This is a genomic window from Rhodococcus sp. FG69, assembly GCF_057808915.1.
In genome coordinates, this window is record NZ_JBMDIX010000044.1 from 1 (window position 1) to 13,088 (window position 13,088).

Annotated in this window: 13 protein-coding genes; 7 read left to right on the forward strand and 6 right to left on the reverse strand. The window is 63.3% G+C overall.

Annotated elements, in window-relative coordinates; genetic code table 11:
- Positions 1-125: 125 nt before the first annotated feature.
- The 4 genes from ACODSO_RS25305 to ACODSO_RS25320 form a co-directional block, all read right to left on the reverse strand.
- A complete protein-coding gene (locus tag ACODSO_RS25305) occupies positions 126-1,046 on the reverse strand; it encodes a pseudouridine synthase (RefSeq protein WP_489039456.1) in 921 nt (306 codons plus the stop codon).
- A complete protein-coding gene (gene trhO, locus ACODSO_RS25310; protein ID WP_489039457.1) occupies positions 1,003-1,845 on the reverse strand; it encodes an oxygen-dependent tRNA uridine(34) hydroxylase TrhO in 843 nt (280 codons plus the stop codon). The genes ACODSO_RS25305 and trhO overlap by 44 nt, the downstream gene beginning before the upstream one ends.
- A gap of 32 nt (positions 1,846-1,877) precedes the next feature.
- Positions 1,878-3,551, reverse strand: a complete 1,674-nt coding sequence (locus ACODSO_RS25315; RefSeq protein ID WP_489039458.1) for an alkaline phosphatase D family protein — start codon at positions 3,549-3,551, stop codon at positions 1,878-1,880.
- Positions 3,552-3,627: 76 nt separating this feature from the next.
- Positions 3,628-4,530 carry a ParA family protein gene (locus tag ACODSO_RS25320; protein ID WP_489039459.1) on the reverse strand — a complete coding sequence of 301 codons (903 nt, stop codon included), beginning with the start codon at positions 4,528-4,530 and terminating at the stop codon, positions 3,628-3,630.
- A gap of 94 nt (positions 4,531-4,624) precedes the next feature.
- Here ACODSO_RS25320 and ACODSO_RS25325 point away from each other — a divergent pair, with 94 nt between their 5' ends.
- Positions 4,625-6,103: a cryptochrome/photolyase family protein gene (locus ACODSO_RS25325; RefSeq protein ID WP_489039460.1), complete on the forward strand. Its 1,479-nt coding sequence runs from the start codon at positions 4,625-4,627 to the stop codon at positions 6,101-6,103.
- A gap of 7 nt (positions 6,104-6,110) precedes the next feature.
- Here ACODSO_RS25325 and ACODSO_RS25330 read toward each other — a convergent pair whose 3' ends face one another.
- The gene (locus ACODSO_RS25330) at positions 6,111-7,139 is read right to left on the reverse strand and encodes an iron-siderophore ABC transporter substrate-binding protein (RefSeq protein WP_489039461.1); all 1,029 of its coding nucleotides are present in this window, start codon (positions 7,137-7,139) and stop codon (positions 6,111-6,113) included.
- 130 nt (positions 7,140-7,269) lie between these two features.
- Here ACODSO_RS25330 and ACODSO_RS25335 point away from each other — a divergent pair, with 130 nt between their 5' ends.
- Positions 7,270-8,094 (forward strand): SDR family NAD(P)-dependent oxidoreductase, encoded by an 825-nt coding sequence (locus ACODSO_RS25335; RefSeq protein WP_489039462.1) that lies wholly within the window; start codon positions 7,270-7,272, stop codon positions 8,092-8,094.
- Entirely contained in the window at positions 8,091-8,585 is a 495-nt protein-coding gene (locus tag ACODSO_RS25340) for an SRPBCC family protein (RefSeq protein ID WP_489039463.1), read from the forward strand. Before ACODSO_RS25335 ends, ACODSO_RS25340 begins: the two co-directional genes overlap by 4 nt.
- 31 nt (positions 8,586-8,616) lie before the next feature.
- Here the strand turns inward: ACODSO_RS25340 and ACODSO_RS25345 are convergent, their stop codons facing one another.
- Positions 8,617-9,123, reverse strand: coding sequence for a mycothiol transferase (locus ACODSO_RS25345; RefSeq protein WP_489039464.1), 507 nt, complete (start codon positions 9,121-9,123; stop codon positions 8,617-8,619).
- A 165-nt stretch (positions 9,124-9,288) separates the two neighbouring features.
- On the opposite strand from ACODSO_RS25345, the gene ACODSO_RS25350 reads away from it, so the two are divergent.
- From ACODSO_RS25350 to ACODSO_RS25365, 4 genes are all read left to right on the forward strand, one after another.
- Positions 9,289-10,305 (forward strand): NADPH:quinone reductase, encoded by a 1,017-nt coding sequence (locus tag ACODSO_RS25350; protein WP_489039465.1) that lies wholly within the window; start codon positions 9,289-9,291, stop codon positions 10,303-10,305.
- Between the two features lie 125 nt (positions 10,306-10,430).
- A complete protein-coding gene (locus tag ACODSO_RS25355) occupies positions 10,431-11,048 on the forward strand; it encodes a class I SAM-dependent methyltransferase (RefSeq protein WP_489039466.1) in 618 nt (205 codons plus the stop codon).
- Positions 11,049-11,066: 18 nt separating this feature from the next.
- Complete coding sequence (locus ACODSO_RS25360) at positions 11,067-11,417, forward strand: VanZ family protein (RefSeq protein WP_489039467.1); 351 nt, start codon at positions 11,067-11,069, stop codon at positions 11,415-11,417.
- Between the two features lie 228 nt (positions 11,418-11,645).
- Complete coding sequence (locus tag ACODSO_RS25365; RefSeq protein WP_489039468.1) at positions 11,646-13,061, forward strand: stealth family protein; 1,416 nt, start codon at positions 11,646-11,648, stop codon at positions 13,059-13,061.
- Positions 13,062-13,088: the final 27 nt, after the last annotated feature.

The window sequence follows — 13,088 nt, forward strand, 5'->3', positions numbered from 1 at the left end:
CCGCCGCCGAACTACGACCACAACTCATCGCCGCCATCGAACGAGGAATGGCCCGCGCAGGGGCATAAGCAGTAGAGCCCACAGCACCCCCGGTCACCCAGTGACCGGGGGTGCTGTGGTTTCGGCTACATGCGAAGGGTGCGGCGGCTCTCGAAGCGTCTCCGAGCACCGGTGATGGGGTCCTCGAACTCGACTGCCCTGGCCAGCAATTGCAGAGGATTGTCGAAGTCGTCAGCAGCAGTGCGGGTGTACACCGGATAGTACGGATCACCCAAGATCGGAATGCCCAACGACGACAGATGAATTCGCAACTGATGCGTGCGGCCGGTGAGCGGGAACAGTCGATAGCGGGCCGACTCGGCTACCTGTTCGATCAGTTCGATCCGAGTTTCACTGTTCGGCTCGCCCGGTTCTTCTCGCGCAACCATCACTCCGTGGTCCTTTTCGATCCGGCTGCGTACCACGCGTGGAAAGTCCAACGCCGGTTCGAAGCCGGCCACCGCCTCGTATTCCTTGAGAACCGAACGGGTGGAGAACAATTCCTGGTACGGCCGTCGCAACTCCTTGGTGCGGGTGAAGATCAGCACGCCTGCGGTCGCGCGGTCGAGGCGGTGCGCCGGCGTCAACTCCGGGCAGTCCAGCAGACGGCGCAGCCTGACCGTCGCGGTTTCGGTGACGTGCATGCCCCGAGGGATGGTCGCAAGGAAGTGCGGCTTGTCCACGACGACGATGCCTCCGTCGTCGTAGAGAATCTCGAGTTCGAACGGCACCGGTGTCTCGGACACGGGCTCGCGGTAGAAGTACACGAATCGGCCCGGCGCGTAAGTGCTCCCGTCGTTCCACCGTCGACCTTTTTCGTCGACCACCTCGCCCGCGGCCATGGCTTCGGCCCACTGATCGTCGGGGTATTCGCGGGCCAAGAACTCGAGAACGGTCGCGGCCGACTCACCGTGTGGCAGACGAATCCGCAGCGGAGCCAACCCATTCCGATATGGAAGTGGGTCAGGCACAGTCCACGCACACGAGACGGAGGCCGCGGCCTGCATCGCCGTCGAAGTCTTGATAGCGCGACGTCGGATTCGCGCACACGGTGCATCGACCGATCACCGAAGTGTGGTCGGAGAAGTCGATTTTCATACGCTTGTCGAAGACATACAGCGAGCCCTCCCACAGGGCATCGTCGCCGTAGGTCTCGCCGTACCGAACGATGCCGCCGTCGAGTTGATAGACCTCTTCGAAGCCTCGGGCGCGCATCAGTGAGGACAGAACCTCGCAGCGGACTCCACCGGTGCAGTACGTGACGACCGGGCTGTTCTTCAGGTGGTCGTACTGTCCCGAATCCAGCTGCGCGACGAACTCGCGGGTGGTCTCGACGTCGGGGACGACAGCGTTCTTGAACTTGCCGATCTGCGCCTCGAACGCATTGCGACCGTCGAAGAACACCACGTCGTCGCCGCGCTCGTCGACGAGCTCGTGCACCTGTCGCGGGCTGAGGTGTACTCCCCCTCCGACCACGCCGGCGTCGTCGACCTTCAGTTCCTCCCGCGCCCCGAACGTGACGATCTCGGAGCGAACTTTGACGCTGAGCCGCGGGAAGTCGTCACCGAGACCTTCGGACCATTTGATGTCGGCGTCTTTGAACGGGGCGTAGCTGCGGGTGCCTCGCACATACTTCTTGACGGCGTCGAGATCGCCACCGACCGTGGCATTGATCCCGTGTTCGGAGATCAGGATGCGTCCGGTCAGGTTGTTCGACGCAGCAAGCGTGTGCTGCCAGAGTCGGATGGCCTCCGGGTCCGGAAGGGGGGTGAAGACGTAGAACAGCACGATTTTCGGTACAGCCATAGTGCCAAGTATGCCGTGATTGCGAAACGTGTTTAAGTGCGCACGGGCAGCGGAGCGGCATCCACCCTGGCGACGCCGTCGGGAACTGCGAATCCGGCGCCCCAGTACACCCCGGTGAGCGGGTCTTCCTTCGCGTCGAGGAACCAATGGTCCATCTGCACACCCGACGGTGTCACGTCGAACACACCGAATCCGTGGCTGTCGAGGTCGACGTAGCGGATGTGTTTGTTCAATGTGGTCAGCGCGGCTTCCGCGACCCGTCCGAGTGTGTGCGGCGGGGTCTTGGTCAGATCGTCGACGTTGGCCGAGGACACCGATGTCACCACGAGCTCGGTCGCGACGCCTCCGGTCTCGAAGTAGCGCGCGGCATCGAGGGGAATGTCGCATGCCCATGCCGAGTGGATGTCACCGGTGACGAACACCGTGTTGCGTACATCGTTCTCGGCGATCGCGCCGAGAAGCTTCCGGCGGTCGGCTGTGTACCCGTCCCATGGATCCGCGTTGTACGGCAACCCGCCCTCAGGAATGCCGAGCAGAGCAGTCAGCGCACGCGACGCCTCGCTCTCGAGGGGCGGCAGCAACACCGGGGTGATCATCACCGGGTTTCCGACGATCTTCCACCTGGTCGGCGACGACACCAGGCCGTCGGTCAACCACTGCATCTGATCCGCGCCGGTGATCGTGCGGTTCGGAGAATCGACGTCGGCGCCTTGTGTCGGAAGAACCTGCTGCGAACGATAGGTCCGCAAGTCCAACATGGACAGTTCGAGGAGATTGCCGAACCGCAACCGGCGGTAGAGGTGCCGATTCTGCGGAGTGCCTGCTGCACGGACGGGCATCCACTCGTAGTACGCCTGCACCGAGTTGGCCTTGCGGACTGCCCAGGGCCCCTCGGTCTCGGGTTGGTGATTCTGGGCGCCGCCGTCGTAGGCGTCGTTGGCGCTTTCGTGGTCGTCCCACGTGCAGATCCACGGAACCGACAGGTGCGCCGCCTTCAGATCGGGGTCGCTCTTGTACTGCCCGTGCCGAATTCGATAGTCGGCGAGGCTGACGATCTCGTGTACCGGGTCGTGCTGACGGACGACTCCGTTCTTGCCCGCGAACCCCCCGGTCTCGTACTCGTAGATGTAGTCGCCCAGATGAATGATCGCGTCGAGATCGCTCCGAGTCGACAAATGGCGGTAGGCACCGAAATAGCCGGACTCCCAGTTCGAGCACGACACGACACCGAATCTGATGCGCTCGACGTCGGCGTCGTTCGCCGGGGCAGTCCTGGTAGATCCGACTGCGGACTGAATACCCGAAGCCGGCCCGTCGAGTACCTCGAAGCAGTAGTAGTAGGTCGTTGCGGAGACGAGACCGTCGACGTCGATCTTCACTGTGTGGTCGGCACCGGAATCGGTCGTCGTCGTCCCGCTGCGAACGAGGGCGGTCAGCTCGGGATCGGTGGCCACCCGCCACCGCACCGTCGTCGCCGGTCCGTTCCCGGAGCCCGGGGTCGCGTCCGGAGTCGGGGTGACCCGCGTCCAGAGAATCACCGCATCGGGGGTCGGATCACCGGACGCGACGCCGTGCTGAAACGGCACGAACTCCTCGCCCTGAGCGTGCGCGACAGCCGGCACCGCAGACGCCGCTCCCGCAGCAGCGATCGCAACCGTCGACGTCCGAAGGAAACCACGTCTGGACACACCCTGTCTCACAACCACCGATCCAGTCCATGCGAACTTCGGCGCGCGGTCAAGTCAGGCTGGCCAACGGGGTCGAGAATTCACTTTCCGACCGTCAGAGGTACACGCCGACGCCGGCGATGATGTGCTCGGTCATGTTTCTGAGAGCGTCGAACTGACCGTGATTGCCGTACTTCTGCCGAAGTGTGCCGAAGTCGACAAAATCCGCGGACTGCGCTATCTGATTGGATTCCGGGATCCAATGCGGGATCACGGTCGGCGGACGGGGCCTCGCATCCCGTTCGCTTGCGGGCAGCGACTCGTACTCGAACACTGCACTCTGCAGACGCTCGATGGTGGCTCGGTGCAACGTCGAACTCGACCTGTACTTCGTGATGATCACACCGAGCGGCGTCAACTCGTGCCCGGTTCGGTCGGTGAATCGCTGCACGCGTCGTTGCAGTTGCGGGATGCCGTATGTGGAGAGAACGTCGGGAATTGCGGGGACGACGTAGGCGTCGGACATCATCAGGCCGTTGGCGGTGACGATCCCGAGGTTGGGTGCGCAGTCGAGCAGGATGAAGTCGTACGAGGACTGCAGCCCGGCCAGAGCGGCCCGCAGCACCAACAGCGGTTCCAAGGACCCTGGCACCTCGTACTGCCAAGCGTTCATCTCCTCCTGGGTTTCCATCAGATCGAGCGAGGAGGCGATGAGGTCGACCCCGCGTACCGACTCCAGCGGGGACGCACCGTGCTGGACGGCCTTCTCGACGTCGAACTCCGGCAAACCCGCATCGAGTGCACTGGCGAACAACGAGTTCACCGTCGAGCCCTCATCGTTGACGGCTTTCCAACGCTGCTCGCCGATCATCATCGTCGTCAGGTTGGTCTGCGGATCGAGGTCGACGAGCAGCACTCGATAGCCGAATTCGGCCGACATGAACTCGGCCAGCGCCGCCGTCGTCGTCGATTTCCCGACGCCACCCTTGAGGTTGATCGTCGCGATGACAGTCGCCATGGCAGAGACCCTTTCTGCATGTTGTGTGTCGCGGCCTAGTTCAGCACAGAGCCGACGGGTTTGCTGATGTAAGGATCCGAGCACACTCGTGGGTATGAACTCCCCGCTATGGCTGTTCGGTGACCAGCTCGGCCCGCATTTCCACTCGACGCCGGAGCATCGGGACCGGGACGTGCTGCTCGTCGAGAGCTCGCGGGTTCTTCGTCGGAAGAGCTTCCACCGACAGAAACTGCACCTCGTGCTCTCCGGTATGCGTCATCTGGCGGACGAGTTGGGTGAACGCGCAACGTACCTTCGGACCGCGACGTACCGGGAGGCACTCGAGGAGTTCGGGCGCCCGGTGGTGGTATTCGAACCGACATCGCATTCGGCCGAGAAGTTCGTAGCGAGACTGTTCGACGAGGGTCTCGTCGAAGATGTCCTGCCGACGCCGATGTTCGCGCTGAGCCGCGCGGATTTCGCCGAATGGGCTGGCAATCGCCACCAGTTTCGAATGGAGAACTTCTATCGTGACCAGCGCCGCCGGTTCGACATCTTGATGTCGGGCGACGACCCCGTCGACGGCAAGTGGAACCTCGACGAGGAAAACCGGGAACCTCCTCCGAAGAAGCAGGTGACACTCGGCGTCGATCCGCCGTGGTGGCCGACCGAGGATGCGATCGACGAACAAGTCAGGGCCGACCTCGATTCGATGGAACTGCCGACGGTGGGCTCCGATGGCCCTCGCGTGTTCGCAGTCACCGTGGACGAGGCACGACAAGCGCTGGACCACTTCGTCTCCTACCGTTTGCAGGACTTCGGCAAGTACGAGGACGCGGTCATGACCGAGGACTGGACGATGGCGCATTCGCTGCTGTCCGTGCCACTGAACCTCGGTCTGCTCGAACCCGTGCATGTCGCCGAGTCGGCAGAGAAAGCGTGGCGCGACGGCGACGCCTCACTTGCCTCGGTGGAGGGCTTCGTCCGGCAGGTGCTGGGCTGGCGTGAGTACGTGTGGCATCTGTACTGGCACTTCGGTCCCGAATACCTGGACCGAAACGAACTGAATGCACATGTCCCACTGCCGAAGTGGTTCACCGATCTCGACGGCGACGAACCCATCGCAGCATGTCTCGCGCACACGCTCGGTGAAGTGCGGGACCGCGGATGGGTACACCACATTCCGCGTCTGATGATCCTTGGAAACTTTGCGCTGCAACGGGGCTACGATCCGAAGGCCCTGACGGAATGGTTCGCGACCGCGTTCGTCGACGGGTTCGCCTGGGTCATGCCGGTCAACGTCATCGGGATGAGCCAGCACGCCGACGGTGGGCTGATCGCCACCAAGCCGTACGCGTCGGGCGGCGCCTACCTGAATCGAATGACCGATCATTGCGGCGGATGCGAGTACAACCCGAAGAAGCGCCTGGGCCGTGACGCATGCCCGTTCACCGCTGGATACTGGTCGTTCGTCCATCGCCATCGAGATCGCCTGGCGCACAATCACCGAACTGCACGACAGGTGTCGTCGATGAACCGATTGTCCGATCTCGAGCAGGTGATCGAACAGGAAGCACTGCGCGAGAAGTTCTGACGACCCGTCAACCAGCCAGTTTCCCGACCGCCTCGTCGATCATCGGTACGTATCGCTCGAGCGCCCACGGCACGGTCAGCGGGTTGATGATCGAGGAACCGGTGACGAACGGCTGATCGGTCGGAGCGACGACCGACCCGCGCGAGATCGCCGGTATCTGGCTGTACGCCGGCTGGGCTTCGGTATCGCGTCGGTTCTGTTCGTCCGAGTAGAAGGTGAAGAGCAGATCGGAGTCGTTCAGTAGGTTCGCGTTCTCGAGACCGATAACCGACGAGTCCGTTCCTTCGGTTTCGTCGAGCGTGTACACGACGGGATCGACCGTGAGCCCGAGAGCACGAACCATCGCCACGCGCTGTTCCTCGGCGAGGAACACCCCGAGCGTGCCCGGTCCGGTGTTGTAGACGTACGAGAACGTGACATCCCGATATTCCGGGTGAGCGGCGGTGGCGTCGGCGAACCGGCTCTTGATCTCGGCGATCTCGTCGGACGCTTTCTCCTCCTCTCCCATGGCTTTACCGATGACGGAGATCTGGTCTTCCCACGTGATGGTCCACGGCTGTTCCTCGTAGGCGACCACGGGTGCGAAGCCGTTCAACGCGTCGAACTGCTGCTGGGTGATGCCCGACCAGGGCGCAAGAACGAGGTCGGGGTCCAGAGCAAGTATCGCTTCGACGTTCAGCTCGGTGCCACCGGTGAACTGCTCGGGTAGCTCTGCGCCCGCGGCGGAGACGGCGTCGTTCACCCATGGTAGGTAGCCCGAACTGTCACTGCCCCAGGGATACTCCTCCATGCCGACCGGGACGGTTCCGAGCGCGATGGCCGTTTCCGCAGAACCCATCCCGAGGGTCACGATGCGCTCGGGCTTGGAGGTAATGACAGCCTGACCGAGTGCCGAATCGATCGTCACAGGCTCGAAGTCGGATGCGGCGGTGTCGGATGAAGCGGTGTCGGTCGACGAACTGCATCCGCCGATCACCAGGACTGCTGCCAGCACACCGGACAATGCCGCTGTGCGTCGACGGGAAGCGCGATGCATCGAGAGCCTTTCCTAGACGAAATTGGAATAAGACTAGGCTTACCTTATCTAGAATTTCAAATGAGTCGAAGACTCTGCCGGGGCGCCGGCGGAGGCGCTACCCACACTCACCATGGGTACGGTGGAACTCATGAGCCTCCCCCGCCCGGCCCCCGATCGAACCGCAGTGGTGACCGGCGCGTCGTCGGGAATCGGCGAAGCAATTGCACGTGAACTCGCCACTCGCGGCCACGGCGTGACACTCGTGGCGCGTCGGGCCGACAAATTGACCGCTCTGGCCGAGGAACTTGCCGCGCGAGGAGTGCGTGCCGAGGTCCTGCCCGCCGACTTGTCGGTCAGAGCGGATCGAGCGAACCTGCTCTCTCGCGTCGAGGCCCTCGGCCTGACGCCGGAAATTCTCGTCAACAATGCGGGCCTGTCGACGCTCGGGCCTGTTGCTGAATCGGATCCGGACGCCGAGCTGAACATGATCGAGGTGGACGTCGCATCGGTTGCAGACCTGTGCAGCAGATTTCTGCCGGGGATGACCGCGCGCCGACGCGGTGCCGTGCTCAATGTCGCCTCCACCGCAGCGTTCCAACCGCTGCCGGGCCAGGCGGGCTACGGGGCATGCAAAGCGTTCGTGTTGTCGTACACGCAAAGCCTCGTCGGCGAGCTGAAAGGCTCGGGCGTGACCGCGACTGCACTGTGCCCGGGCCCCGTGAACACCGGCTTCGGTGAAGCCGCCGGCTTCGCAAAGGACGACGCCGAAGCCGCACTCCCGAAGGTCATGTGGGTCACCGCAGAGGTGGTCGCGAAGACCGCCGTCGACGGCATGGCCAAGGGACAGATGGTCGCGATCCCCGGCTTGGCCAATCGCATCGGATCGATCTTCGCCGCAGTGACTCCGCGAACCCTGTTGGTGCCCATACTTGCTCGTAGCCACCCTGGACTACGAAAGGAATCTCGTCGATGAGCCGCGAATTCACAGTCTCCGACAGCGTCGTCGTCAACGCCGACGCCTCGGAGCTGTACGACGCCGTCAGCGATCCAACCAAGATGGGCTCGTGGAGTCCCGAAAACCTGGGCGCGGTCGTGCTGGACCCTCGCGACAGCGCGTACGTCGGGATGACGTTCGACGGCCGAAACAAACGAGGTCGGGCACAGTGGATCACAAGATCGACTGTCACGGTGGCAGATCCGGGCAAGGCGTTCGAATTTCGAGTGCATGCCATCGGCGTGAAGACTCCGAGGATCAAGGCCGCCAACGCGACGTGGCGCTACGACTTCGACTCGGTACCCGGCGGCACCAAAGTGACCGAGACGTGGACCGACGATCGCCGAAAGTGGCCGGATGCACTGGCTTTCGTGTTCGACAAGATCGTCACGAGCGGCAAGACATTCCCACAGTTCCAGCGCCGCAACATCGCGAAAACGCTCGCGAACCTGCAGAAGCACTACGCCTGATCTCGTCGACCGAGCGTCTGGAAACCTCGGTCTAGGATCGCTCGAAGAGCCCGCGGACGTAGGCAGCCTGACCTGCGTGCTGAAGGTCGTCGCACACGACGGACACCAACCGAACCCCCAGGGTCACCGGCGGAACCCAATTGTCGTCGACGACGCGGTCGAGGTCGGCGGCACTCAGGGATTCGACGTAGGCAACGGTTTTCGCGTGAACAGCGGCGTGATACTCGCGCAGCAGATCCGCGCCGGTCGTGACAGCCGCGACGTCCTCGGCGTTCTGGCCGTATCCGATGGCGTCGTCGTCGAACGGCAACCCGAACCGGCTGTTCCATCCGTCCGCCGTCCATACCTGCTCGCTACCTGCGGCGCTGGCAACGTGGTCGTCCTGCACTCTCGTGAGGTGCCAAATCAACCAGGCGATCGTGTTCGCGTCCGCGTCGGGGCGGTAGGTGAGCGCAGGTTCGGGAATCTCGTCGAGGGTGTCGTGGACGACGCCCTTGATTCGCTCGAATGCGTCGACCAGTACTTCGGCATGGTTCACGGGTGTCCTTTCGTCGGGCGCCGTGGTGCGGCTCCGCGCGGTGCGCTGGTGCGGCGGCGCCGCAGTGGCATGGTTAAGTGCGTTCCAGTGCACTCAACCACGCCAGTGGGATCGGAGACCCCCGGCCTCGGAATTTTCATCACCTCGGGCCCTGTTGGACACACCATGAAGGCAATCACGTATTCCCGCAACGGCGACTCATCCGTATTGAACTTCGTGGATCGCCACGTTCCCGAACCGGGTCGGGGCGAGGTACGCGTCAAGGTCGCGGTCTCGGGCGTCAACCCGACCGACTGGAAGAACCGGACCGGGGCAACCGGACAGATCGCGTTCGATGAAGTGACCCCGAATCAGGACGGCGCCGGGGTCGTCGACGCCGCAGGGGCAGGCGTGGAAGGACTCGCAATCGGCGACAGGGTGTGGCTCTACCTTTCCCAGCACCAACGCCCCACCGGAACCGCACAGGAGTACACCGTCGTACCCGCCGAGCACGTCGTACGCCTACCCGAGAGCGTCAGTTTCGACGTCGGCGCATCCCTCGGTGTACCCGCGATGACGGCACACCGCGCGCTGACGGTCTCCGAAGACGGGCCGACACGGCTGCATCCAGGCGCGCTCGAGGGCAAGATGGTGCTGGTGGCCGGTGGCGCGGGAGCCGTCGGGCATGCGGCGATTCAGCTTGCGCGGTGGGCCGGAGCGACCGTCGTCACAACCGTGAGCGGGCCGGAGAAGGGTGCGCTCGCTGCTGCGGCGGGCGCCCATCACGTCGTGAACTACAAGACCGAAGATGCGGCAGCCGAAATCCGCGCAATCGCTCCGGAAGGCGTCGACCTGGTCGTCGAGGTTGCCCCCGCGCAGAACGCAGAACTGAATTCTGCTGTGGCCTCGACCCGCGCTTCAATCGCCATCTACGCCAACAACGGCGGCGACACCATCACCCTCGATGTCCGACCGAACATGATTCTCAACCTCCGATACCAGTTCATCCTGCTCTACACCGTCGGAGACGCAGCGTTGAAAGCTGCAGCGCACGATGTCAACAACGCCGCAGCGGCGGGTGCGCTCGACGTCGGCGAGGATGCCGGACTGCCGCTTCGACGATTCCCGTTGGCCGACACCGCTGCTGCCCACGATGCCGTGGAGAACGGGTTCGTCGGCAAGGTTCTCATCGACGTGCACTAAAACCTAGTGGTGCGGTTAAGTGCATCGGGGTGCACTCAACCGCGCCACTGCGGCGTAGCTGCGCCAAACTTGCCGAATCGGCAAACAATGTTGCGATTCTGGTCCAGAGCCTGCATCCTGGTGCCATGCACACACACGACGAGCAGCCCGTATTCGACCAGCCGTTCTGGGACAACCTCTACACCGAGCAGGCACAGCGTTGGAGTGGCAACGCCAACCCCGTTCTGATCGCCGAGGCCTCCAAGCTCACACCCGGAACCGCATTGGACATCGGCAGCGGAGAGGGTGGAGATGCCCGCTGGCTCGCCGACCACGGCTGGACAACCACCGGCGCCGACATCTCCGAGGTCGCGATCGAGCGAGCCCTCGCCCACCAAGGCGAACGCACCATCGAGTGGCTGCACCGCGATCTGCTCGAGTGGGAGCCCGAGAAGCAATACGACCTGGTCACCGCGCACTTCTTCCAGCTGCCTCCGCATCAGCTCGGTCCCGCGTTCACCCGGTTCGGCAACGCTGTGTCCCCCGGTGGGCACCTGCTGATCGTCGGGCACAGCCCGCACGACGCGATTGCGTCACAGCACAAACACGGCGACATGCTGTTCGACGTCGACACGATCACCGAGTTGTTCGATGCCTCCGAGTGGACCACTGTCGTCGCCGAGGACCGAGTTCGTCCCGGTGTGGATCCCGACGGATCCCCCGCCGAGCGTGCGGACACCGTGGTCCTGCTGCGTCGAAAGTAGCTTTCTACACTGGTGCCGGTGCCGCTCCCGTTGAAGTTCTACCTTCCCCTCGCCATCTCGACGGTGGCCGCCATGATCATCTTGTTCACCCCGGCGTCGGGAGTTCCCACCGGATTCGAGCACAGCGACAAGATCATTCACTTCGCTCTGTTCGCAGCACTCGCCTACTCGTCACGGGTGGCAGCGATTTCCGCGGCCCGGACGGCTGTGTGGACGATCGCCTTCGCCGGGCTGTCCGAGGTGCTTCAAGCGATTCTGCCTCTCGGCCGCAGCGGCTCTGTTTCGGACGCACTGTTCGACGTCCTCGGAGTCGCTGCGGGCCTGGCGGTTGCTGTCGTATTCGCCCCTACACGACCGGCTATACACTGAGGGGACGCTCCGGGGGTTCTCGGCTCGCACGCCACTTCCGGAAGGGTCATCATCACCTCGACGTCCGCACCGCATGACATCTACCTCGTTCCGCCGGAGCAGGACACCGCCGATCCGGTCACCGGGGAGTCCCCCGAGTCCGCAGCGCGACTCAGCGACCGCACCGACGTCGTCAAGTTCGACGGTCGCTTCACACTGAGCATCACCTCGACCACACCCCACCAGGCAATGGTCGAAGATCTGTTGTTCATCCGGTCGGCCCTGGACAACGCAGGAATCAGGTATCTGCTGGTTCGCGGCAACGACGAACGCCCCGTCATCGCGGTGGATGTCACGGCACGTCTCGAGCTCGAAACCGCGCTGGTCGACGCCTGCCTACGCGAGCCGTTCTATGCCAAGACCGTCGACGTCAAACGAACCAAGGCAGTCCTCGTTGCCGACGGGGCCCTGTCCCCGGCCCGCGATGCCCGCATCTTCCGGCTGTACCGCCCCCGAATCGAACCCGTCAGCGCGTTGCACTACGGCGCGTCGACGGCTGTTCAGATCGAGCTTTGGTCGTTCTCACCCACTGAAATCCAGCTTCCGGTCGAGAACTCGCTCACCCGTCGCAGCATCCGGCCCAACGAGGCCGTACGCGGAACCGTCGAGCGGTTCGGCAAGACCTGGCCCACCATCGAGAACATGTTCGCCGACCACGCGTCGGACATCAATTTCGACGTCGACATCGTGTTCTCCTGGGTCGACGGGTCGTCGGCCGAATTTCAGGCACAGCGGGCCAGGCGCATGCAGAACTACATCGTCGGCGAGGGAGATTCCTCCGCCGCACGTTTCCGACAGATCGACGAGCTCAAGTACGCACTGCGTTCCATTCACATGTATGCGCCGTGGATTCGGCGAATCTTCGTCGCAACGGATTCCCAACGGCCGGCGTGGCTCGCCGATGATCCTCGGGTCACCTTCGTTCCGAGCGAGACGTTCTTCGTCGACAAATCGGTTCTGCCAACCCACAATTCGCAGGCTGTGGAGAGTCAGCTCCACCACATTCCGGGGCTGTCCGAGCACTTCCTGTACTCGAACGACGACATGTTCTTCGGTCGGCCGGTCGGTCCACAGATGTTCTTCTCTCCCGGCGGCATCAGCATGTTCATCGAAGCACCCATCCGAATCGGATTGGGCTACAACGACGAAGACCGCAGCGGATTCGAAAACGCTGCCCGCGTCAACCGTCGACTACTGCAGGACCGGTTCGGGCTCATGACGACTCGGCACCTCGAACACGCTGCGACACCACTGCGGAAAAGCGTCCTGCAGGAAATGGAAAACGAGTTTCCCGACGAATTCGCCGCTACCGCAGCGAGTGTGTTCCGCGCGAGCACCAATATCTCGGTGACCAATTCGCTGTACCACTACTACGCGCTGATGAGCGGACGCGCGGTTGTTCAACGCGATGCCAAGGTCACCTACATCGACACCACAGCGCACTCCGGGTTGCGCGCGATGGATAGCCTGTTGCCGAAGCGAGCAGTGGACTTCTTCTGTCTGAACGACGGAAGCTTTCCCGAGGTCGATCTAGAGGTTCGCACCCGTCGTGTCACGGCGTTTCTCGATCGGTACTTCCCGATCGTGGCTCCCTGGGAAACGTAGCCCCAGATCGGTCTTCTCGCGTCAATC

Excerpts from the sequence above, each read along its gene's own strand:
- ACODSO_RS25305 (WP_489039456.1), bottom strand. The coding sequence starts at position 1,046 with ATGCAGGCCGCGGCCTCCGTCTCGTGTGCGTGGACTGTGCCTGACCCA.
- trhO (WP_489039457.1), bottom strand. The coding sequence starts at position 1,845 with ATGGCTGTACCGAAAATCGTGCTGTTCTACGTCTTCACCCCCCTTCCG.
- ACODSO_RS25320 (WP_489039459.1), bottom strand. The coding sequence starts at position 4,530 with ATGGCGACTGTCATCGCGACGATCAACCTCAAGGGTGGCGTCGGGAAA.
- ACODSO_RS25325 (WP_489039460.1), top strand. The coding sequence starts at position 4,625 with ATGAACTCCCCGCTATGGCTGTTCGGTGACCAGCTCGGCCCGCATTTC.
- ACODSO_RS25330 (WP_489039461.1), bottom strand. The coding sequence starts at position 7,139 with ATGCATCGCGCTTCCCGTCGACGCACAGCGGCATTGTCCGGTGTGCTG.
- ACODSO_RS25335 (WP_489039462.1), top strand. The coding sequence starts at position 7,270 with ATGAGCCTCCCCCGCCCGGCCCCCGATCGAACCGCAGTGGTGACCGGC.
- ACODSO_RS25340 (WP_489039463.1), top strand. The coding sequence starts at position 8,091 with ATGAGCCGCGAATTCACAGTCTCCGACAGCGTCGTCGTCAACGCCGAC.
- ACODSO_RS25350 (WP_489039465.1), top strand. The coding sequence starts at position 9,289 with ATGAAGGCAATCACGTATTCCCGCAACGGCGACTCATCCGTATTGAAC.
- ACODSO_RS25355 (WP_489039466.1), top strand. The coding sequence starts at position 10,431 with ATGCACACACACGACGAGCAGCCCGTATTCGACCAGCCGTTCTGGGAC.
- ACODSO_RS25365 (WP_489039468.1), top strand. The coding sequence starts at position 11,646 with ATGGTCGAAGATCTGTTGTTCATCCGGTCGGCCCTGGACAACGCAGGA.